Consider the following 21,046-nt stretch of genomic DNA (forward strand, 5'->3'; position numbering starts at 1 on the left):
CGACGAGGTACGCCGTGTCGAGCGCGATGATCACCAGGACCGCCCTGAACAGGCGCGCGGAGACCGTGCGGTCGTCCAGCGGGACCCCGCCGCCCAGACCCGCACGGAGGCGTGGAGCACCCCGGACAGCACCAGCGCGACGAGCGCCGTCACGCCGAGCACACTGTCCGGAACGACCACCGCCACCACCTCCTCCGTCGACGGGTCGAGCGTGCCGTCGCGCCCGACGCGGCGGGGACCCGGGCCCCTGAGCGGTGGAGAACGGGCCGCTCCGATCCCTGGGGAGGAGCCTCGGCCGCTCCTCAGAACAGGTCCGAGAAGCCCATCGCGACGAGGTTCGCGTGCGAGGTCCGCAGGCAGTCGAGCGCGCTCCGCCCGTAGCGCTCGTCCTGCTCGACGAGGAGATGGTCGACGCCGAGCGCGAGGCTCGTCCCGATGATCCCCGGGAAGTCGAGGTTTCCCTCCCCCACCTCGGCGAACTGCACGTTCGAGGTGAAGGCGTGCACGGACCACCCGCCGGACATGTCGGCGGGCGGCCCGACCCGGTAGTCCTTCAGGTGCACCAGGGCGACGCGCTCCCCGTACCGGCGCAGCGTCGTCACGGGATCGAGCCCGCCCCGCTGCACCCAGTGCACGTCGAGCTCGAGCCCCAGCAGCGGAGCCCGGTCGGCGACGACGTCGAGCAGGAGGCGGCCGCCGTGCCGCGCGAACTCGTGGTGGTGGTTGTGGAGCAGCAGCCGCAGCCCGTCGTCGCGGAGCCTCGCCGCGGCGGCCTGGCAGCGGTCGGCGAAGTCGAGCAGAGCGGCCGGCGAGGCCGCCGCGGAGGCGGGCAGCATGCCGATCCGGACCGTGCGCGTGCCGAGCGCGCGGGCGTCGGCGACGATCCCGGCGAGCCCGCCCTCGAGCGCGGCGCCCGGGGAGTCCCCCGGTGCCAGGCCCGCCGAGATCGCCGCGATCTCGACGCCGAGCTCGTCCCGCGCCCGCTGCAGCTCGGCCATGGTGGCCGCCGTCAGCGGGATCTGCGAGATCTCCACCGACCGGTAGCCGATCGCTCGGACCTCCCGGAGCGTCGCGAAGGCGCCCGCCGAGGCGAACGCGTCCTTCAGCATCATCGCCTGCACGCCGATCCTGGTCACGGCAGTCCTCCCGGTCGCGGTGGGGGCCGGCGTCTCCGCGGCCCGGAACGCTCCCGACGGTAGAGGCGCGCCTCCGATCTTGTCAATCGGTTGCCAATACGCGTATGGTCGTGGCACGGCGGCGCTCCTGCCCGCCGGTTCCCGACGACGAGAACGAGGCACGCACCGTGACCACCGCACCCGCGACGACCGCACCCGCGACGACCGCATCCGAGAACCCCGCGCCCTGGACCCTCTCCGGCTTCGGCGACGAGATCGACCCCGACCCGGTCGTCCAGGTCGCCGTCCTCCGAGCGCTCGGCGCGCACAGCATCGAGGTGCGAAGCGCCTGGGGCCGGAACGTCGTCGACCTCGACGACGAGCGCCTCGCCCGCCTCGCCGCCGTGCTCGAGCGCGGCGGCCAGTCCGTCTCGGCCGTCGCCTCGCCCATCGGCAAGGTCGACGTCGCCCTCGATCCCGAGCTCGAGGTCGCGCGCCTCGACCGCGTGATCCGCGCCGCGCACGCCCTCGGCACGCAGAGCATCCGCGTCTTCTCGTTCTACCGGGGCGAGGGAGTGCCGGTCGAGAGCATCCGCGACGACGTCCTGCTGCGCATGCGCATGCTCGCCGACCGCGCCGAGCGCGAGGGCGTGGTGCTGCTGCACGAGAACGAGAAGGACATCTACGGCGACGTCCCCGAGCGGATCCTCGACCTGGTCGAGTCCGTCGGCTCGCCCGCCCTGCGCCTCGCCTGGGACAACGCGAACTTCGTGCAGTGCGGGGTGCGGCCCTTCGACGACGGCTGGATGGCGCTGCGGCCCTACGTCGACTACCTGCAGGTGAAGGACGCGGTGGCCGCGACCGGCACCGTGGTGCCCGCCGGCGAGGGCGACGGCCAGCTGCGCGAGACGCTCACCGCCCTGCGCGACGACGGCTGGACGGGCGTCGCCTCGCTGGAGCCGCACCTCGCTATCACGGACGCCCTCGGCGGATTCTCCGGCCCCGAGTCGTTCGGAGTGGCCGCTCGGGCCTTCCGGGGGCTCGCCTCCTCGCTCGGGATCGACCTGCGATGACCGTCCGCGCGGCGGTGATCGGCTGCGGCGACATCTCCTCCGTCCACCTCGCGGCGATCGGCACCGCACCCGGCGCGGAGCTGGTGGCGGTCTGCGACACCGACCCGGGCCGGCTCGCCGCGGCCGCCGAGAGGCACGCGGTGCCGGGCTTCCCCGAGGCGGTCCGGATGCTCGACTCCGTCCGCCCCGACGTCGTGCACGTCTGCACTCCGCACAGCACGCACGCCGCGCTGGCGGTCGCGGCCCTGGACCGCGGCGTCGCGGTGCTCCTCGAGAAGCCGCTCGCCTCCTCCGTCGCCGAGGGCGAGCAGGTGATCGCCGCGGCCGAGCGGGGCGGGGCGCGCATCGGCGTCTGCTTCCAGAACCGCTACAACCCGCCCGTGCAGCGCCTCCGCGAGCTGCTGGCGTCTGGCTCCCTGGGTGCCGTGACAGGTGCGGCCGCGACCGTGCTCTGGCACCGCACTCCCGGCTACTACCTCGACCGCCCCTGGCGCGGGATGCGGGCCGAGGGCGGCGGCGGGATGCTGATGAACCAGGCGATCCACACCGTCGACCTCCTGCAGTGGCTCCTCGGCGAGGTGGTCGCGGTGAGCGGCTCCGCCTCCACGCGCCTGCTGCCGATCGAGGTCGAGGACACCGCCGACCTGGTGCTCACCCACGCCTCCGGCGCGCGCAGCGTCCTCTACGCGACCGTGGCGAACGCGTGGGACGAGCCGGTCGAGCTCCGCCTGCGCACCGAGCGCGCCACCGTCTCGTTGCGCGGTGCCCTCACCGTGCGGCGCGACGACGGACCCGTCGAGGTCGTCCCGGACACGGAGCGCCGATCCGGTGGGCGCTCGTACTGGGGCGCCTCGCACGAGCTGCTCGTGCACGACTTCTACGCCCGCCTCGGCGAGGACGAGCCCTTCTGGATCTCGCCCCGCGAGGCGGCGAGGTCGCTCGCGATCGTCCAGGCCGCCTACGCCCCGAGCGCGCCCGCGCGGATCCCCCACTCCACCCCGAACGAAGGACTCCTCCCATGACCACCGTCCGCCTCGGCATCATCGGATTCGGCGCCCAGGGCTCCTCCTACGCCCGCTTCCTCGCCGACGGCAGAGTGCGCGACCTCGTCGTCACCGCCGTCGCCGACGTCGACCCCGCCCGGGAGGCGGCGGCCGCCGCGCTCGCACCCGGAGCGTCCTTCCACGCCGACCACCGCTCCCTCCTCGCGAGCGGAGAGGTCGACGCCGTCGTCGTCTGCACTCCGCACTACCTCCACCCCGGGATCGGCATCGACGCTCTCGAGCACGGGCTGCACGTGCTGGTCGACAAGCCGGCGGGCGTCTACGCCGCGCAGGTCGCGGAGCTGAACGAGGCCGCCGCCGCCCGTCCCGGTCAGCGCTTCGCGATCATGTTCAACCAGCGGGCGAACCCGCTCTACCGCCGGCTCAAGGAGGTCGTCGACGAGGGCGGGATCGGCCGGATCCTGCGCTCGAACTGGATCATCACGACCTGGTGGCGGCCGCAGGCCTACTTCGACCAGAGCGCGTGGCGCGCGACCTGGGGAGGCGAGGGCGGAGGCGTCCTGGTCAACCAGGCGCCCCACCAGCTCGACCTGTGGCAGTGGCTGTGCGGAGTGCCGGAGTCGGTGGTCGCGAAGGCCGGCTACGGGCGGTGCCGCGACATCGCGGTGGAGGACGAGGTGACGGTGCTCGCCGACTTCGGCGGGGGCACGACCGGCGTGCTGGTCACCACGACGCACGACCCGATCGGCACCGACCGCCTCGAGATCATCGGCGACCGCGGCCGGATCGTCGTCGACGACTCCCGGGTCGCGACGATCACCCGGCTGAACGCCCCCGAGCGCGAGGTCAGCGCCGCCCTCAGCGCCGAGGACGTGGGCCTCCTGCTCAGCGGTCGCTACGACACCGCGGGCCTCTCCACGACGGAGCGGATCGAGTCGGCGTCGGTCTGGGGCGAGCAGCACACGGCCGTCCTGCAGGACTTCGCGGACAGCATCCTGCACGGCACGCCGCTGCTCGCACCCGGGGCGGAGGGGATCCTCGGGGTCCGGCTCGCCAACGCCATCCACTACTCGAGCTGGACGGGACGCGAGGTACCGCTCGACCTCGACGAGGGCGTGTTCCTGGCGGCGCTCAACGAGCGGATCCGCGAGGAGGGGGCGTTCCCGGAGCGGAGCTGACGGGGCGGAGCCGCGCTGGACGGGACCGGAGTGGTGGGCGGCAGGCCGGTGACGGCGGCCTCCCGGAGCGCGGGCTCCTCGATCCGGCGCGACCCGGACGCGAGCGACGGGCCGGGCGGGCTTCTCGGCCCTGTGGCAGCATGGGCGGCGGACGGCGCCCCGTCCGCCGCCGTGCCCCTCGAGAGAAGACCGCGATCGTGCCCAGCGAAGACGCGCCCACCGGCCCCTCCGCCGCGAGACGCCGCGGCCGCTCCGCGACGACGATCTACGACGTCGCCCGACTCGCCGGCGTCGCCCCCTCCACCGTCTCGCGCGGGCTGAGCACGCCCGGACGGCTGAACGCCGCGACCGAGCAGCGGATCCGCGCCGCCGCCAAGGAGCTGGGCTACCGGCTCAACCCGATGGCGCGCGCGCTGCCGACGGGCCGCACCTCGACCCTCGGGCTGCTGGTGGCCGACATCACCAACCCGGCCTTCTTCCCCGCCGTGCGCGGAGCGGAGCGGGCGGCGTCGCTCCGCGGCTTCACGATGATCCTCGCCGAGTCGCAGGAGTCCGGGGAGCGCGAGGCCGAGGCGGCCGACCGCATCGCCGCCTCCACCGACGGGCTCGTCCTCGTCAGCACCCGCCTCAGCGACGAGGAGATCATCGCGCTGGCCGGGCGCATCCCGGTCGTCGTCCTCAACCGCGTGGTCCCCGGCGTCGCGGGGATCGTGCCCGATCTCGCCCCCGGGATCGACGCCGCGCTCGACCACCTCGCGGCCCTCGGCCACCGCTCCCTCGCCTTCGTCGCCGGTCCGCCCGACTCGTGGATGAGCGCCGCGCGATGGGAGCTCCTCCTCGACCGCGCTCCGCAGCGGGGCATGACGGTCGTCGAGATCGGGCCGGGCGTCTCGACCCTCGAGGGCGGGAGGAGCGCGCTCGCGAGGGTGACCGCCTCCGGCGTCGGCGCGGTGATCGCCTACAACGACCTGGTCGCCATCGGACTGATGCGCGCGGCTCAGGAGTCGGGCGTCGCGATCCCGGAGCAGCTCAGCATCATCGGCTTCGACGACATCTTCGGGAGCGACTTCACCTCGCCGCCGCTGTCGACCATCAGCGCACCGCTGGGCCGGATGGGCGAGCGGGCGGTCCGCCGGGTGCTCGGCGACGAGGAGCCTCCGGAGCGGGCCGACGACCTGCCGACGGAGTTCGTCCCGCGCGCCTCGACGGGGCCCCGCCGCGACTCCTGACCCCGGTCCGCGCCCGGCGCGCCATCCGGTGCGACACCTCTGGCAATCGGTTGACACTTCTCGGCACCCATACTTGGATGGCCCCGTGCCGACGAAGCTGCTGAACGATCCCGACCGACTCCTGCCGATCGACCCGACGACCCGGGCGATCGCCCGCGATCTCCACGCGGGCGTCGCCGACCTGCCGATCCTCTCCCCGCACGGGCACGTGGATCCGCGCCTCCTGCTCGAGGACCGCCCCTTCGCCGACGCGTCCGAGCTCTTCCTCCGGCACGACCACTACGTCACCCGGCTGCTCCACTCCGCCGGGATCGACCTGGGCGATCTCGGCATCCCGGGAGGCGAGCGCCTCGCCGGCCCGGAGGAGGTGTGGCGCACGTTCTGCGCGCACTGGCGGATCTTCGCGGGAACCGCCTCGGGCTACTGGCTCCAGTCGATCCTCGCCGAGCAGTTCGGCATCACCGAGCAGCCCGACGCCTCCACCGCCGACGCCCTCTTCGCGGCGATCGCGGCCCGGCTGGCGTCCGCCGCCTTCCGCCCGCGGGCGCTCTTCGAGCGGTTCGGGATCGAGGTGCTGGCGACGACCGACGATCCGCTGGACGACCTGGCCGTCCACCGGGCTCTGGCGGAGGATCCGGCGTTCCCGGGCCGCGTGCTGCCGACCTTCCGCCCCGACGCCTACCTCGATCCCTCCACCCCCGGCTGGCCCGAGCGCGTCGCCGCCCTGGCCGCCGCCACCGGAACGAAGGAGTCCAGCTTCCCCGGATTCCTCGAGGCCCTCCGCGCCCGTCGCCGGTACTTCCTCGACCACGGCGCCGTCTCCGCCGACCACGGAGTGCTGGAGCCGCTGACCGTCGACCTCGATCCCGCCGAGGCGCAGTCCCTCTTCGCCCGCGCCCGCGCCGGCACGATCGACGCCGAGGGCAGCCGCGTCCTCGCCGCGCACCTGCTGCTGCAGTCCGCCCGCATGAGCGTCGACGACGGCCTGGTGATGACCGTCCACGCCGGGGTGCTGCGCAACCACGATCGGCCGACCTTCGAGCGCTTCGGTCCCGACACCGGCCACGACATCCCCGTCGCGACCCGGTTCGCCGAGCCCCTCCGCCCGCTGCTGCAGGAGCTCGGCAACGCACCGGGCTTCCACCTCGTCCTCTTCGGGATCGACGAGAGCACCCACTCGCGCGAGCTCGCTCCCCTCGCCGGCTACTACCCGTCGGTGTTCCTCGGAGCGCCGTGGTGGTTCCTCCACGCGCCCGACGCGGTGCTGCGCTTCCGCGCCGCCGTGACGGAGACCGCCGGCTTCTCGCGGAGCTCCGGCTTCATCGACGACACCCGCGCGTTCCTCTCCATCCCGGCCCGTCACGACATGGCGCGGAGGCTGGACGCCGCGTTCCTCGCGCGCCTGGTCGCCGAGGGGCGCATCGACTCCGAGACGGCGAGCGCCGTCATCCTGGACCTCGTCGACGCCCAGCCGCGGAAGGTCTTCAAGCTGTGAGCGGGCACGGCGGAGGAGGCGCGCTCGATCGCGCATCCACGGGCCTGCCGGCGGCTCCCGTCCGCATCGTCCACCTCGGCCTCGGCGCCTTCCACCGAGCGCATCAGGCCTGGTACACGCACGCCGTCGACGACGACCACGAGTGGGGCATCGCCGCATTCACCGGCCGGAGCCCCCGCGCGGCCGAGGAGCTCGCCGCGCAGGACGGCCTGTTCACGCTGATCGAGCGCGGACCCGAGGGCGACTCGGCGACGGTCGTGGGCAGCATCGTCGAGGCGGTCGACGGCGCGGAGGTCGCGCGTCTCGTCGAGCTCGTCGCGGCTCCGGCGACGGCGATCGTCACGCTGACGATCACGGAGGCCGGGTACCGTCTCGCCGCGGACGGCGGCCCCGACCTGGACGACCCCGCCGTCCGGAGCGACCTCGCCGCCCTCCGATCGGGAGGAGCGCCGACGACCGCGCTCGGCCGCCTCCTCCTCGGCCTCACCGCCCGGCGCGACGCCGACTCCGGCCCGCTCGCCGTCGTCCCCTGCGACAACCTCTCCGGCAACGGCCCTCTCGTGCGCCGTGGACTGCTCCTGCTCGCCGAGCGGCTCGACCCGTCGCTCGCCGACTGGATCGACCGCACCGTCTCGTTCGTGTCGACCTCCGTCGACCGGATCACCCCGGCGACCACGGCGGCGGACCGGGAGGCGGCGGCCGAGCTCACCGGCATCAGCGACGCCGCGTCCGTCGTGACCGAGCCGTTCCGCGACTGGGTCCTCTGCGGCGGCTTCCCCGCCGGCCGGCCCGCCTGGGAGCGCGCCGGAGCCCGCTTCGTGGACGACATCGAGCCCTTCGAGCGGCGCAAGCTGCGACTCCTCAACGGCGCGCACACGCTCCTCGCCGCCACCGGCCGCCGGCGGGGCCGCGCCACCGTCGCGGAGGCGATCGCCGACCCCGCCTGCCGGAGCGCCGTCGAGGCGTTCTGGGCGGAGGCGGCGGCCGGCCTCCCCGCCGGTCTCGACGCGGACGCCTACTGCGCCGCCCTCCTCGGGCGCTTCGGCAACCCCCGGATCGAGCACCGCCTCGAGCAGATCGGCGCCGACGCGACCGCCAAGCTCCGCATCCGGATCGCGCCCGTGCTCCTCGCCGAGCGCGCGGGCGGACACGACGGAGCCGCCTCCCTCCGTGCCGTCGCCGACTGGATCGCACTGCTGCTCCAGGGCGACCGCCTGCCCGACGCGCAGCGCCCCGCCCTCGACCGCGCCCTCGGCTCCGCCCGGCCCCTCGAGGCGCTGCTGCGGCTCGTCGACCCGCGCCTCGTCGACGACCCGGCCCTCGTCGCCGCGGTCGCCGCTCAGGCGGCCTAGACCTCCACCCCGCCTCTCCGCGCGGTGCCTTCCGGCACCGTCGGCAACCGATTGCCACCTTCGCACCGTCTCGATGCGGCGCGGATCCCCGACGGGTCCGCGCCCGGGTAAAGGAGCCCGCATGACCCCCCGCACCACCGCGCCCGGAGCGCCCGCCGCTGAGAAGCTCTCCAAGCTGAGCATCGTGGGCTACGGCGCCGGCGACACGGCGAACAACCTCGCCTTCACCACCGCCACGATGTTCCTGCTCGTCTACTACACCGACGTCGCCGGGATCTCCGCGGCCGCGGCGGGCACGCTGCTGCTCGTCGTGCGGATCTTCGACGCGTTCGCCGACGTCTTCGCCGGCCGGGTCGTGGACCGCACCTACAGCAGGCGCTTCGGCAAGTTCCGGCCCTTCCTGATGTTCGGGTCGGTCCCGCTCCTGCTGCTCTCGGCCGCGACCTTCTCCGTCCCGCAGATCGGCGAGAGCGGAACCCTGCTCTACGCCTACCTGAGCTATGCCGCGCTCGGCCTCGCCTACAGCCTCGTCAACATCCCCTACGGCTCGCTCGCCGGAGCGATGACGCAGGTCGGCACCGAGCGCGCGAAGCTCGCCAGCGCCCGCGCCATCGGCGGCGCGATCGTGGGGGCCGGGCTCGGCACCTTCATGGCCCCGCTGGTCGTCCCCGGCGCCGATCTGCAGTCGCTCTTCTCGATCGTCACGCTGAGCTTCGTCGTCGTCGGCTCCGCGCTCTACCTCTTCACGATCCTGACCGCGAAGGAGCGGGTCCAGCGCGACGTCGCGCACGTCACGTTCCGTCAGAGCATGACGACCCTCCGCTCCAACCGGCCGCTGCTCTTCCTCTGCCTCAGCTCGTTCCTGTTCCTCACCGGGACGCTCGCGCTCCAGACCGTGCAGCTCTACTACCTGCGCGACGTGCTCGGATCGGTCCAGCTCTACGCCGCGATGTCGCTGATCCAGCTCGCCCTGACCTTCGGCCTGGCCGCCCTCGTCCCGACGATCGTGCGGCGGTTCGGCAAGCGCAACGCCTACATGGCCGGAGTCGGGGTCCTGATCAGCGGCGGAACGGTCGTCTTCCTCGCCCCGGGCGACGCGGTGGCGGTCGGCTTCGGCGGACTGGTCCTCGCCTACGTCGGCATCCAGCTCGTCAACATGCTCGTCTGGGCGATCGAGGCGGACACCGTCGAGTACGGGGAGTGGAAGACCGGCATCCGCTCCGAGGGCACGATCTACGCCCTGTTCTCCTTCACCCGCAAGACCGGCCAGGCGGTCGGAGGCGCCCTCGCCGCGTACGCGCTGGCCTGGGGCGGCTACGTGGCCGGGGCCGCGGAGCAGAGCGAGCACGCCGAGTGGGGCATCCGCGCCGCCGCCGGCCTCATCCCGGCCGTCGCGGCCCTGCTCGCGGTGCTGATCATGGCGTTCTACCCGCTGACCGACCGTCGGCACGCGCAGATCGTCGCCGAAATAACCGAGCGCCGCGAGAGCACGGGACAGGCCGCGCCCGTGGCGCCCGGCCTCTCGACCGCCGCGTTCTCGATGGACCGCGCTCCCGGCCGGAACCCCTGACCCGATCCCCCACCACGAAAGGCATCCCATGAAGATCGACAAGGCCGAGGTCGTCGTCACCAGTCCCGACCGCAACTTCGTCACCCTCAAGCTCACGACCGACGACGGGCTGACCGGCCTCGGCGACGCGACCCTCAACGGCCGCGAGCTCGCCGTGGTCTCCTATCTCGCCGACCACGTCGTGCCGCTGCTCCTCGGTCGCGACGCCTCGCGCATCGAGGACACCTGGCAGTTCCTCTACCGGTCGTCCTACTGGCGCCGCGGGCCGGTCACGATGGCGGCGATCGCGGCGGTCGACACCGCCCTCTGGGACATCAAGGGCAAGGCCGCGGGCATGCCGCTCTACCAGCTGCTCGGAGGCGCGTCCCGCACCGGCCTGCTCGCCTACGGCCACGCGTCCGGGCGGACGGACGCGGAGCTGTTCGACAGCATCCGCGAGCACCAGGAGCAGGGGTACCGCGCGATCCGCGTGCAGACCGCGGTGCCGGGGCTGACCTCGATCTACGGCATCGCCTCCAACGCCGTCCTCGAGGGCAACGCCGGTGTGCGCTACGACCACGAGCCGGCGCAGCGCGGCGGCCTGCCGACCGAGGAGGACTGGGACACCCGCGCCTACCTGCGCCACGTCCCCCGCGTCTTCGAGGCCGTCCGCAACGAGTTCGGGCCGGGGCTCCCCCTCCTCCACGACGGCCACCACCGGATGACACCGATCCAGGCCGCGGCCCTCGGCAAGTCCCTCGAGCCGTACGACCTCTTCTGGCTCGAGGACTGCACGCCCGCCGAGAACCAGGAGGCCCTCCGCCTCGTCCGGCAGCACACCACCACGCCCCTGGCGATCGGCGAGGTCTTCAACACCGTCTGGGACTACCAGCTCCTCATCCGCGAGCAGCTGATCGACTACATCCGGAGCGCGGTCACGCACACCGGAGGCGTCTCCCACCTCCGGAGGATCCTCGACCACGCCGCGCAGTACCAGATCAAGTCCGGGATGCACGGACCCACCGACGTCTCCCCGGTGGGCATGGCGGCCGCGATGCACCTGGGCCTGGCGATCCACAACTTCGGGATCCAGGAGTACATGAAGCACGGCGAGCGGACCGACAGCGTCTTCCAGCAGTCGTTCACCTGGAGCGAGGGACGGCTGCACCCGGGCGACGCCCCCGGTCTGGGCGTGGAGCTCGACGTCGACGCCGCCGGGAAGTACCCCTACGTGCGCGCGTACCTGCCCTTCAACCGCCTCGCCGACGGCACCGTCCACGACTGGTGACCTGCCCCCTCCGCCGAGGCGATCCCGGACCGTCGAGGGAGCCACGACCAGCGGGCTCCCTCGACGGTCCGGGGTTCCCCCCGCCGAGCACAGGCCGGTCAGGGCACGAAGCGGTAGCCCATGCCCGCCTCGGTCAGCAGGTGCCGCGGATGCGCGGGGTCGGGCTCGAGCTTCTTGCGCAGCTGCGCGAGGTAGAGGCGCAGGTAGCCGGTGTCGGTGACGTGCGCGGGGCCCCAGATCTCGGCCAGCAGCGAGCGGCGGGTGACCAGCTTGCCCGCGTTGCGGATGAGGATCTCGAGCACCTGCCACTCGGTCGGGGTGAGCCGCACGGAGACGCCGTCCCGCGTCGCGCTCTTGGCCACCAGGTCCACGGTCACCTCGCCGATCACGACCAGCGGCTCGCCGTCGGCCGGCTGCACCCGCCGCGAGAGGGCCCGGATGCGCGCGAGGACCTCGTCCATCGAGAACGGCTTGGTCACGTAGTCGTCCGCGCCGGCGTCGAGCGCGCCCACCTTGTCGGCCGCGCCCGTCCGCCCCGACACCACCAGGATCGGCGCGCTCGTCCAGCCGCGCAGTCCGTGGATGACCTCGACCCCGTCGAGCCGGGGCATGCCGAGGTCGATCATGTAGAGGTCCGGATGCTCGTCCACCGCGCGGTTGATCGCCTCGGTGCCGTCGCCGGCCGTCACCACGTCGTATCCGCGGGCGGTGAGGGTGATGCGCAGGGCGCGCAGGATCTGCGGGTCGTCGTCGGCGATCAGGATCTTCATGCGGCTCCTCCGGAGTCCTCGTGCGGGGCGGCGCCCGACCCGCCGTCGTGCGGGGCGGCGGGAGCGACGTGAGCCGCAGGAGCAGCGACAGCAGTCTCCTTCGCCAGCGGCAGCGTCACCACCATCGTCAGCCCGCCCCCCGGAGTGTCCTCCGTCTCGAGCGTGCCGCCCATCCCCTCCGTGAACCCCTTCGAGAGCGCGAGGCCGAGGCCCAGGCCCGTGAGGTTGTCGTCGTCGCCGAGCCGCTGGAACGGCACGAAGATCTCGGCGCGCCGCTCCTCGGGCACCCCGGGGCCGTGGTCGACGATCCGCAGCTGCGCGCTCCCGCCGAAGGCGCTGGCGGCCACGCGCACCCGGGTGCCGGACGGCGCGTAGCGGACGGCGTTCGCGAGCAGGTTGACCACGACGCGCTGCAGCAGAACCGCGTCGGCGAGCAGCGCCGGGCCCTCCGGATCGAGGTCGAGGTCGACCTCGCCGGGACCGAGCCCGAGCTCGTCGAGCGCGGGGAGCACCACGTCGGCGGCGTCGAGCGGGGCGAGCGCCACGGCGAGCGCCCCCGCCTCCAGCCGCGTCACGTCGAGCAGGTCGGTGACCAGCGCGGCGAGCACGGTGAGGCTCTCGTCGGCGGTGGCGAGCAGCTCCTCCCGGTCGCGCTCGCTCCAGACCACCTCGGGCGAGCGCAGACCGCTGACCGCCGCGGTGGCCGCGGCGAGGGGCCGGCGCAGGTCGTGGCTGACGGCCGAGAGCAGGGCGCTGCGCACCCGGTCGGTCTCGGCCAGCGGAGCGAGGGAGCTGGCCGTCTCGCTGAGGGCCGCGTTCTCGAGCACCGAGTCCAGCTGGGCGGCGACGACCTGGAGCAGTCGCCGCTCGCTCCCCTCCAGCTCGCGGCCGTGCAGCTCGAGCACCGCGCCCTCGCCCACCGCGATGCGCGCGGGATCGCCCTCCGGCTGCGGCTCGCCGTCCGCCGCGACGAGCTCGCCGCCGCGCAGCAGCCGCACGCCGGTCAGCCCGAACGCCTCGCGCGAGCGCTCGAGGATCGCCTGCAGCGCCCCCTGCCCGCGGATCACGCCACCGGCGATCGTCGCCAGCAGCTCCGACTCCGCCCCCGAGCGCTTGGCGGCCCGCGCCCGTCTGGCCGCGCGGTCGACCACGGCGCTGACGAGCGCCGCGTTGAGCACGTAGAGCACCAGCGCCAGCGCGTGCAGAGGCTCGTCGACGGTGATCGTGTAGAGCGGATCGACGAAGAAGAAGTCGAGGGTCAGCCCCGAGAGCACGGCCGCGAAGAGGGCCGGCCAGAGCCCGCCGACCAGCGCGACCACCACCACCAGCAGCTGGTACGAGAGCACGTCGCTCGTGATCGACTCGTCGCTGCGGAGGCTCGAGAGCAGCCAGGTCACCAGCGGGCCGCCCACGAGGGCGAGGGCCAGTCCCAGGAGGCGGCGCCGCAGAGTCAGGGCCCCGTCGAGCCTCGGCAGCACCGCGGTGCGCCCGGCGGCGGAGTGGCTGACGATGTGCACGTCGATGTTGCCGGACTCGCGGATCACCGTCGACGCGGTGCCGGGCGTCAGCGCCGAGGCGAAACGGCTCCGCCTGCTCACGCCGATCACCAGCTGCGTCGCGTTCACCGAGCGGGCGAACTCGACCAGCGTCCGCGGCACGTCCTCGCCGACCACCTGGTGGTAGCTGCCGCCGAGCTTCTCGACCAGCACCCGCTGCGCCTCGAGCACGTGCGGCCGGGGAGTGCGGAGGCCGTCGGGGGTCACCACGTGCACGGCGAGCAGGTCGCCCCCGGAGGCGCGGGCCGCGATCCGCGCGCCGCGCCGCAGCAGGGTCTCCCCCTCCGGCCCGCCGGTGAGGGTCACGACCACGCGCTCGCGCGCCTCCCAGGTGCTGTCGATGCCGTGCTCGACGCGGTAGTCGCGGAGCGCGCTGTCGACCTCGTCGGCGAGCCAGAGCAGCGCGAGCTCGCGCAGGGCGGTCAGGTTGCCGAGCCGGAAGTAATTGGACAGCGCCGCGTCGATGCGCTCGGGCGGGTAGACGTGGCCGTCGGCGAGGCGGTCGCGCAGCGCCTGGGGCGCCAGGTCGACGACCTCGATCTGGTCGGCGGCGCGGAGGACCGCGTCCGGGATCGTCTCGCGCTGCGGCGCTCCGGTGATCGCGTGCACGACGTCGTTGAGCGAGTCGATGTGCTGGATGTTCACGGTCGAGAAGACGGTGATGCCGGCGTCGAGGAGCGTCCTGACGTCCTCCCAGCGCTTCTCGTGCCGGGAGCCGGGGGCGTTGGTGTGCGCGAGCTCGTCGACCAGCGCGACGTCGGGCCGGCGGGCGAGCACCGCGTCGAGGTCCATCTCGTCGAGCAGCACGCCGCGGTGCTCGACGGCCCTCCTCGGCACGACCTCCAGCCCCTCGACCATCGCGGCGGTGGCAGTGCGGCCGTGCGTCTCGACCACGGCCACCACGACGTCGCGGCCCTCGGCGGCGAGCCGGCGGCCCTCCTCGAGCATCGTGTAGGTCTTGCCCACTCCGGGCGCGGCTCCGAGGAGCACGCGCAGGCGGCCCTTCGTCATGCTCCCGGCCTCCCCTCGTGCTCGCGGCTCCGGGGTGTCCCGGGCTCGCGGGTCCGGCGTCGATCCGCTCGATCGGACGGTCCCGACGAGCCGATCGCGATTCTACGAGCCGGAGGCGCCACCGGAGCGGTCACAGCCGCGCGAGAGCGGCGTTGAGCTCGAGCACGTCCACCGTCGGCTCGCCGAGGTACCCGAGCTCGCGGCCCGCGGTGTGCTCGTCGACCAGCGCGCGCACGGCGCTCACGTCGAGCCCGCGGGCGGCGGCGACGCGGGGCGCCTGCAGCTGCGCGTAGGCGGGGCTGATCGCGGGGTCGAGCCCCGAGGCGGAGGCGGTCAGCGCATCGGCCGGAACCGCGGCCGGGTCGACGCCCTCGAAGGCCGCGATCGCGGCCCGGCGCTCCTCGACGGACGCGACCAGGTCGGCGTTCTCGGGGCCGAGGTTGCTGCCGGTCGAGGCCGCGGCGTCGTAGCCCGCGGCGGAGGGACGCGACTGGAACCACTCCGGCAGGGGCGCTCCGTCGGCGTCCGTGAACGACTGGCCGATCAGCGACGAGCCGATCACCGCGCCGTCCTGGCGCAGCAGCGAGCCGTTCGCCTGGGCGGGCAGGGCGAGCTGCCCGATCCCGAGCACCGCGAGCGGGTACGCCGCTCCCAGCAGCACGGTGAGCACGATCATCGCGCGCAGCGCGACACCGTAGGGACGGAACATGGTCTCTTCTCTCTGTCTTCGGTGGTCGGGACGGGCGGGTCAGAAGCCGGGGATCGCGGCGACGATCAGGTCGACGAGCTTGATCCCGAGGAACGGAGCGATCACTCCGCCCAACCCGTAGACCAGGAGGTTGCGGCTGAGGATGCGCGAGGCGGCGACCGGGCGGTACGCCACTCCGCGCAGCGCGAGCGGGATCAGCACGACGATCACCAGCGCGTTGAACACGATCGCCGAGAGGATCGCCGAGGCCGGCGAGTGCAGCTGCATCACGTTCAGCACCGCGAGCCCGGGGAAGACCCCCGCGAACATCGCCGGGATGATCGCGAAGTACTTCGCCACGTCGTTCGCGATCGAGAACGTGGTGAGCGCGCCGCGGGTGATCAGCAGCTGCTTGCCGATCCGCACGATGTCGATGAGCTTGGTGGGGTCGGAGTCGAGGTCGACCATGTTGCCCGCCTCCTTCGCCGCCGAGGTGCCGGTGTTCATCGCCACGCCCACGTCGGCCTGCGCGAGGGCCGGGGCGTCGTTGGTGCCGTCGCCGGTCATCGCGACCAGCGCGCCGCCCTCCTGCTCGCGCCGGATCAGGGCGAGCTTGTCCTCGGGGGTCGCCTCGGCGAGGTAGTCGTCGACTCCCGCCTCCGCCGCGATCGCCTTCGCGGTCAGCGGGTTGTCGCCCGTGATCATCACGGTGCGGATGCCCATCGCGCGCAGCTCCGAGAAGCGCTCGGCGAGCCCGTCCTTCACCACGTCCTTCAGGTGCACGACGCCGAGCAGGCGGGCGCCGTGGGCGTCCTTCACCGCGACGACCAGGGGCGTGCCGCCGCTCTCCGAGACGCCGTCGACGAGCACCGTGAGGCGCGCCGCGACCGCGGAAGGCAGCGGCCCCTCCTCCTCCACCCAGGCGCGCACGGCCGAGCCGGCGCCCTTGCGGATGGAGGAGCCGTCGGGGAGGTCGAGCCCGCTCATCCGGGTCTGCGCGGTGAACGGCACCACGGCGGCCTGAGCGGGCTCGACGGCGGGGCGGCCCGAGTCGCCCGCGAGGTCGACGATCGACTTCCCCTCGGGCGTCGGGTCGCTGAGCGAGGAGGAGGCGGCCGCGTCGACGAGGGCGGCCTGCGCCACTCCGTCGAGGGGGAGGAACGCCACCGCGCGGCGGTTGCCGTAGGTGATGGTCCCCGTCTTGTCGAGCAGGAGCGTCGTGACGTCGCCCGCCGCCTCCACCGCCCGGCCGGACATCGCGAGAACGTTGCGCTGCACGAGCCGGTCCATGCCGGCGATGCCGATGGCCGAGAGGAGGGCGCCGATGGTGGTCGGGATGAGGCAGACGAGCAGGGCGACCAGCACCGGGACGCTCACGGAGGCTCCTGCGAACGAGGCGATCGGGTTCAGGGTCAGCACGACCACGACGAACACGATCGAGAGGCTCGCCAGGAGGATGTCGAGCGCGATCTCGTTCGGCGTCTTCTGCCGCGACGCGCCCTCGACCAGGCCGATCATACGGTCGACGAAGGTCTCGCCCGGCCGCGAGGTGATGCGCACCACGATCCGGTCCGAGAGCACTCGCGTGCCGCCCGTCACCGCGCTGCGGTCGCCCCCGCTCTCGCGGACGACCGGCGCCGACTCGCCCGTGATCGCCGACTCGTCGATGGAGGCGATGCCCCAGACGATGTCGCCGTCGCCGGGGACGAGGTCGCCCGCCTCCGCCACGACCACGTCGCCCAGCTGCAGCTCGGCCGAGGAGACCTCGACCAGGCGGGCCGACAGGGCGGAGGGGTCCGCGGGGTCGTAGTCCGTCACGCGCCGGGCCGGAGTGCTGGTGCGGGTGGCGCGCAGGCTCTCGGCCTGCGCCTTGCCGCGGCCCTCGGCCACCGACTCCGCGAGGTTCGCGAACACCACGGTGAGCCAGAGCCAGATCGCGATGCCGGCCGTGAAGGTGCCGGGCACAGTCGATCCGCCCGACTCCTCCGGCCCGCCGAGGAACGGCTCGGCGATCGCCAGCACCGTGGTCAGCGCGGCGCCGACCTCGACGATGAACATCACGGGGTTGCGCCACATCAGGCGCGGATCGAGCTTGCGCAGCGCTCCGGGGAGGGCGGAGGCGAGCTGGCGCGGCCCGAGGGCGGCGCGGGTGGGGCGCGCGGGTTCCGCGGGGGCCTCGGTGAGTGCAGTGGTCATCGGAGTCGCAGTCCTTCCGCCAGGGGGCCCAGCGCGAGTACGGGGAAGTAGGTGAGCGCGGTCACGACGACCGTGACGCCCACGAGGAGGCCGACGAACTGCGGCCGGTGGGTGGGCAGCGTGCCGGCGCTGGAGGGCACCGGCGACTGCGCCGCGAGCGAGCCGGCCAGGGCGAGCACCAGCAGGATCGGGAGGAAGCGGCCGAGGAGCATCGCGACGCCGAGCGCCGTGTTCAGCCAGGGCGTGTTCGCCGTCAGCCCCGCGAACGCCGAGCCGTTGTTGTTGGACGCGGAGGTGAAGGCGTAGAGCACCTCCGAGAGCCCGTGCAGCCCGGGGTTCAGGATCGACGTGCTCTCCACGTCCTCCCGCACCGCCGGGATCGCGAAGCTCAGGGCCGTGCCGGCCAGCACGAGCGTCGGCGTCACGAGGATGTAGAGGCTCGCGAGCTTGATCTCGCGCGGGCCGAGCTTCTTTCCCAGGTACTCGGGCGTCCGGCCGACCAGCAGCCCGCCGACGAACACGGCCAGCACCGCGAGCACGAGCATCCCGTAGAGGCCCGAGCCGACGCCGCCGGGGGCGACCTCGCCGAGCATCATGTTGAGCATCGGCAGCATGCCGCCGAGCGCGGTGAAGGAGTCGTGCATCGCGTTGACGGCGCCGGTCGAGGTGAGCGTCGAGGCGGTCGCGTAGAGGGCGGAGCCGGCGATGCCGAAGCGCGTCTCCTTGCCCTCCATCGCGGCTCCGGCGGCCTGCGCCGCGGATCCGCCGCCCGCCGCCTCCAGCGCGGTGAGGGCCGCGAGCGACACGACGAAGATCGTCGCCATCGCCGCGAGGATCGCGCGGCCCTGCCGCACGTCGCCGACCATCCGGCCGAAGGTGCGCGGCAGCGAGAACGGGATCGCGAGGATCAGCACGATCTGCAGCAGCGACACCCACGCCGAGGGGTTCTCGAACGGGTGCGCGGAGTTGGCGTTGAAGTAGCCGCCGCCGTTGGTGCCGAGCAGCTTGATCGCCTCCTGCGAGGCCACCGCGCCGCCCGGGATGCTCTGCTCGCCGCCGGTGAGCGTGGTCACCGTCAGCGGGCCGTTCAGGTTCTGGATCACGCCGCCCGCGATCATCACGACCGCCGCCACCACCGCGAGGGGCAGCAGGAGGCGCAGCGTGCCGCGCACGAGGTCGACCCAGAAGTTGCCGAGCGTTCCGGAGGAGCGGCGCGCGAATCCGCGGATCAGCGCCACCGCCACGGCCAGGCCCACGGCCGCCGAGACGAAGTTCTGCACGGCGAGGCCGCCGAGCTGCACCGCGAAGCCGAGGGTCGCCTCCGGGGAGTAGGACTGCCAGTTGGTGTTGGTGACGAACGAGACGGCGGTGTTGAACGCCAGCCCCTCCGGCACCGCGGGCAGGCCGAGGGAGCCGGGCAGAACCGCCTGGAGGCGCTGCATCCCGTAGAGCAGGAGCACGCCGACGAGCGAGAAGGCCAGCACGGCCCGGAGGTAGGCGCGCCAGCTCTGCTCGCCCGCGGAGTCGACGCCGATGAGGCGGTAGACGCCGCGCTCGAGGGCGAGGTCGCGCGTCGAGGTGTAGACGCGGAACATGTGGTCGCCGAGGGGGCGGTGGAGGAGGGCGACGGCCAGGCCGACGGTCGCGACCTGGAGGACGGCGAGGAGCGGATCCATCAGAAGCGCTCCGGTCGGATCAGGGCCGCGACGAGGTAGACGACGGCGGCGAGCGCCAGCACGGCCGCGAGGGCGTCGAAGACGATCACCGGCCCGCCTCCTTCTCGCGGGTCCCGCGGGTCGCCGAGGGGGGCGGTCCGCCCAGCCGCTCGACCCCCTTCGCGGCGAGAGCGATGAGCGAGAAGAGGGCAAGCACGCCGAGGAGGTAGGCGAGGTCGAGCACGGAGGACTCCATCCGGGGAGCGGACGACGCCCGGGACCGGACGCCTGCCGGGAAGCGGCACAGGAAGCGATGCAACACCTCGCGGGGGCCCGTCGGAGCGGTCCTCACGGTTCCCCTACGGCCCGGCCCGGAGTCCTCGCGTTTCCCTCACGCGGACGGCGGCGGGCGCCCGGCGGAGGGGCGCGAGCCGGGCGGGAGCCGAGCGGTGAGAGCGTTCTCCCCCAGCAACGGCGGGGGTCGACGTCCCGAAGATCACATTTCGGCATCGCCTGGACAAATTCGCCGCCCGCGCTTTACTCCCCCCGATCGAAAGAATATGTTCTCTCCGTGGACAAAGCCCCTCGGGGCTCTCCCGCCCTCCCGGGCGACGACACGACGACGTGCGCCACACGTGCACGCCTCTTGTCGTCCTCTCCCTCGGACACTGCTTTCAGAGAGGAATGCACTCCATGAAGTTCTCCCGCGGCATCACCACGCTGGCCGCCGCCGGCATCATCTCCCTCGGCCTCGCGGCCTGTTCCGCGAGCCCCGCCAACTCCGGAGGCGCCGCTGCCGGCGCCGGCGCGGAAGGCGACTGCACCGTCGGCATCTCGATGCCCACGCGCAGCCTCGAGCGCTGGATCAACGACGGCGAAGGCCTCCAGTCGCAGCTCGAGGGCGACGGCTGCACCGTCGACCTCCAGTACGCCGACAACAAGACCGATCAGCAGATCTCGCAGATCCAGAACCAGATCGCCGGCGGCTCCAAGATCCTGGTCATCGCCGCGATCGACGGCGAGGCCCTCGCGCCCGTCCTCGCCGAGGCGAAGAAGCAGAACGCCACCGTCATCGCCTACGACCGTCTCATCAACGGCACCGCGGACGTCGACTACTACGCGACCTTCGACAACTACAAGGTCGGCCAGCTCCAGGGCCAGTACATCGAGTCGACCCTCGACCTGAAGAACGCCGCGGGTCCCTTCACCCTCGAGCCCTTCGCCGGCAGCCCCGACGACAACAACGCGAAGTTCTTCTTCTCCGGCGCGTGGGACGTCCTGCAGCCCTACATCGAGAGCGGCAAGCTCACCGTCCCCTCGGGCAAGTCGCCCGCGTCGGACGACGACTGGGCCTCGATCGGCATCCAGGGCTGGGCCTCCGACAAGGCGCAGTCCGAGATGGACAACCGCCTCTCGTCCTTCTACACCGGCGGCCAGAAGGTCGACGTCGTGCTCTCCCCCAACGACAGCCTGGCCATCGGCATCGAGGCCTCGCTGAAGTCGGCCGGCTACACCCCCGGCGCCGACTACCCGGTCATCACCGGCCAGGACGCCGACAAGGCCAACGTCAAGGCGATCCTCGCCGACGAGCAGTCCATGACGGTCTGGAAGGACACCCGCACCCTCGGCGACCGCGTCTTCCAGATGGTGCAGTCGATCGTCGCGGGCGAGGAGCCCGAGGTCAACGACACCGAGACCTACGACAACGGCGAGAAGGTCGTCCCGTCCTACCTGCTGGAGCCGCAGGTCGTCACGAAGGACGACGTGCAGTCGGTCCTCGTCGACTCCGGCTTCCTCAAGGCCGGCGACGTCGGACTCTGATCCGTCGGGCGGGGGCGGGGAGGATCGCTCCTCCCCGCCCCCGCCTCCCCGTCCGCACACCACTCC

General features: G+C 73.2%; 17 protein-coding genes. 9 read left to right on the top strand and 8 right to left on the bottom strand.

Annotated elements, in window-relative coordinates; translation table 11 throughout:
- Positions 1–302 precede the first annotated feature (302 nt).
- Complete coding sequence (locus tag C5C33_RS14045) at positions 303–1,136, bottom strand: sugar phosphate isomerase/epimerase (protein ID WP_258059781.1); 834 nt, start codon at positions 1,134–1,136, stop codon at positions 303–305.
- A 167-nt stretch (positions 1,137–1,303) separates the two neighbouring features.
- On the opposite strand from C5C33_RS14045, the gene C5C33_RS14050 reads away from it, so the two are divergent.
- The 8 genes from C5C33_RS14050 (at position 1,304) to manD (ending at position 11,283) form a co-directional block, all read left to right on the top strand.
- The gene (locus C5C33_RS14050; RefSeq protein ID WP_258069252.1) at positions 1,304–2,188 is read left to right on the top strand and encodes a sugar phosphate isomerase/epimerase; all 885 of its coding nucleotides are present in this window, start codon (positions 1,304–1,306) and stop codon (positions 2,186–2,188) included.
- The gene (locus C5C33_RS14055) at positions 2,185–3,210 is read left to right on the top strand and encodes a Gfo/Idh/MocA family protein (RefSeq protein WP_104261421.1); all 1,026 of its coding nucleotides are present in this window, start codon (positions 2,185–2,187) and stop codon (positions 3,208–3,210) included. The genes C5C33_RS14050 and C5C33_RS14055 overlap by 4 nt, the downstream gene beginning before the upstream one ends.
- A complete protein-coding gene (locus C5C33_RS14060) occupies positions 3,207–4,370 on the top strand; it encodes a Gfo/Idh/MocA family protein (protein WP_104261422.1) in 1,164 nt (387 codons plus the stop codon). The genes C5C33_RS14055 and C5C33_RS14060 overlap by 4 nt, the downstream gene beginning before the upstream one ends.
- Positions 4,371–4,567: 197 nt before the next feature.
- Complete coding sequence (locus C5C33_RS14065) at positions 4,568–5,599, top strand: LacI family DNA-binding transcriptional regulator (protein ID WP_181134118.1); 1,032 nt, start codon at positions 4,568–4,570, stop codon at positions 5,597–5,599.
- 85 nt (positions 5,600–5,684) lie between these two features.
- A complete protein-coding gene (gene uxaC / locus C5C33_RS14070; protein WP_104261424.1) occupies positions 5,685–7,094 on the top strand; it encodes a glucuronate isomerase in 1,410 nt (469 codons plus the stop codon).
- A complete protein-coding gene (locus tag C5C33_RS14075) occupies positions 7,091–8,446 on the top strand; it encodes a mannitol dehydrogenase family protein (protein ID WP_258069253.1) in 1,356 nt (451 codons plus the stop codon). The genes uxaC and C5C33_RS14075 overlap by 4 nt, the downstream gene beginning before the upstream one ends.
- 121 nt (positions 8,447–8,567) lie before the next feature.
- Positions 8,568–10,016 (top strand): glucuronide transporter, encoded by a 1,449-nt coding sequence (gene uidB / locus C5C33_RS14080; protein ID WP_104261425.1) that lies wholly within the window; start codon positions 8,568–8,570, stop codon positions 10,014–10,016.
- Positions 10,017–10,044: 28 nt separating this feature from the next.
- Entirely contained in the window at positions 10,045–11,283 is a 1,239-nt protein-coding gene (manD, locus tag C5C33_RS14085) for a D-mannonate dehydratase ManD (RefSeq protein ID WP_104222646.1), read from the top strand.
- Positions 11,284–11,381: 98 nt separating this feature from the next.
- Here the strand turns inward: manD and C5C33_RS14090 are convergent, their stop codons facing one another.
- The 7 genes from C5C33_RS14090 to C5C33_RS18615 form a co-directional block, all read right to left on the bottom strand.
- Entirely contained in the window at positions 11,382–12,053 is a 672-nt protein-coding gene (locus C5C33_RS14090) for a response regulator (protein ID WP_104222647.1), read from the bottom strand.
- Positions 12,050–14,620, bottom strand: a complete 2,571-nt coding sequence (locus C5C33_RS14095) for an ATP-binding protein (protein WP_104261426.1) — start codon at positions 14,618–14,620, stop codon at positions 12,050–12,052. The genes C5C33_RS14090 and C5C33_RS14095 overlap by 4 nt, the downstream gene beginning before the upstream one ends.
- 130 nt (positions 14,621–14,750) lie before the next feature.
- Positions 14,751–15,329: a K(+)-transporting ATPase subunit C gene (gene kdpC, locus C5C33_RS14100; protein WP_104222649.1), complete on the bottom strand. Its 579-nt coding sequence runs from the start codon at positions 15,327–15,329 to the stop codon at positions 14,751–14,753.
- A gap of 39 nt (positions 15,330–15,368) precedes the next feature.
- A complete protein-coding gene (gene kdpB / locus C5C33_RS14105; RefSeq protein ID WP_104225771.1) occupies positions 15,369–17,504 on the bottom strand; it encodes a potassium-transporting ATPase subunit KdpB in 2,136 nt (711 codons plus the stop codon).
- A complete protein-coding gene (kdpA, locus tag C5C33_RS14110; protein WP_104222651.1) occupies positions 17,501–19,180 on the bottom strand; it encodes a potassium-transporting ATPase subunit KdpA in 1,680 nt (559 codons plus the stop codon). The genes kdpB and kdpA overlap by 4 nt, the downstream gene beginning before the upstream one ends.
- Complete coding sequence (gene kdpF / locus C5C33_RS14115; RefSeq protein WP_068209492.1) at positions 19,180–19,269, bottom strand: K(+)-transporting ATPase subunit F; 90 nt, start codon at positions 19,267–19,269, stop codon at positions 19,180–19,182. The genes kdpA and kdpF overlap by 1 nt, the downstream gene beginning before the upstream one ends.
- Positions 19,266–19,415, bottom strand: a complete 150-nt coding sequence (locus C5C33_RS18615; RefSeq protein WP_167299012.1) for a hypothetical protein — start codon at positions 19,413–19,415, stop codon at positions 19,266–19,268. The genes kdpF and C5C33_RS18615 overlap by 4 nt, the downstream gene beginning before the upstream one ends.
- A gap of 437 nt (positions 19,416–19,852) precedes the next feature.
- On the opposite strand from C5C33_RS18615, the gene chvE reads away from it, so the two are divergent.
- Positions 19,853–20,980 (top strand): multiple monosaccharide ABC transporter substrate-binding protein, encoded by a 1,128-nt coding sequence (gene chvE, locus C5C33_RS14120; RefSeq protein ID WP_374952918.1) that lies wholly within the window; start codon positions 19,853–19,855, stop codon positions 20,978–20,980.
- Positions 20,981–21,046: the final 66 nt, after the last annotated feature.

Source organism: Rathayibacter sp. AY1H3, assembly GCF_002932015.1.

Excerpts from the sequence above, each read along its gene's own strand:
- kdpB (WP_104225771.1), bottom strand. The coding sequence starts at position 17,504 with ATGACCACTGCACTCACCGAGGCCCCCGCGGAACCCGCGCGCCCCACC.
- C5C33_RS14055 (WP_104261421.1), top strand. The coding sequence starts at position 2,185 with ATGACCGTCCGCGCGGCGGTGATCGGCTGCGGCGACATCTCCTCCGTC.
- C5C33_RS18615 (WP_167299012.1), bottom strand. The coding sequence starts at position 19,415 with ATGGAGTCCTCCGTGCTCGACCTCGCCTACCTCCTCGGCGTGCTTGCC.
- C5C33_RS14060 (WP_104261422.1), top strand. The coding sequence starts at position 3,207 with ATGACCACCGTCCGCCTCGGCATCATCGGATTCGGCGCCCAGGGCTCC.
- uidB (WP_104261425.1), top strand. The coding sequence starts at position 8,568 with ATGACCCCCCGCACCACCGCGCCCGGAGCGCCCGCCGCTGAGAAGCTC.
- manD (WP_104222646.1), top strand. The coding sequence starts at position 10,045 with ATGAAGATCGACAAGGCCGAGGTCGTCGTCACCAGTCCCGACCGCAAC.
- C5C33_RS14095 (WP_104261426.1), bottom strand. The coding sequence starts at position 14,620 with ATGACGAAGGGCCGCCTGCGCGTGCTCCTCGGAGCCGCGCCCGGAGTG.
- chvE (WP_374952918.1), top strand. The coding sequence starts at position 19,853 with ATGAAGTTCTCCCGCGGCATCACCACGCTGGCCGCCGCCGGCATCATC.
- C5C33_RS14090 (WP_104222647.1), bottom strand. The coding sequence starts at position 12,053 with ATGAAGATCCTGATCGCCGACGACGACCCGCAGATCCTGCGCGCCCTG.
- kdpC (WP_104222649.1), bottom strand. The coding sequence starts at position 15,329 with ATGTTCCGTCCCTACGGTGTCGCGCTGCGCGCGATGATCGTGCTCACC.
- kdpA (WP_104222651.1), bottom strand. The coding sequence starts at position 19,180 with ATGGATCCGCTCCTCGCCGTCCTCCAGGTCGCGACCGTCGGCCTGGCC.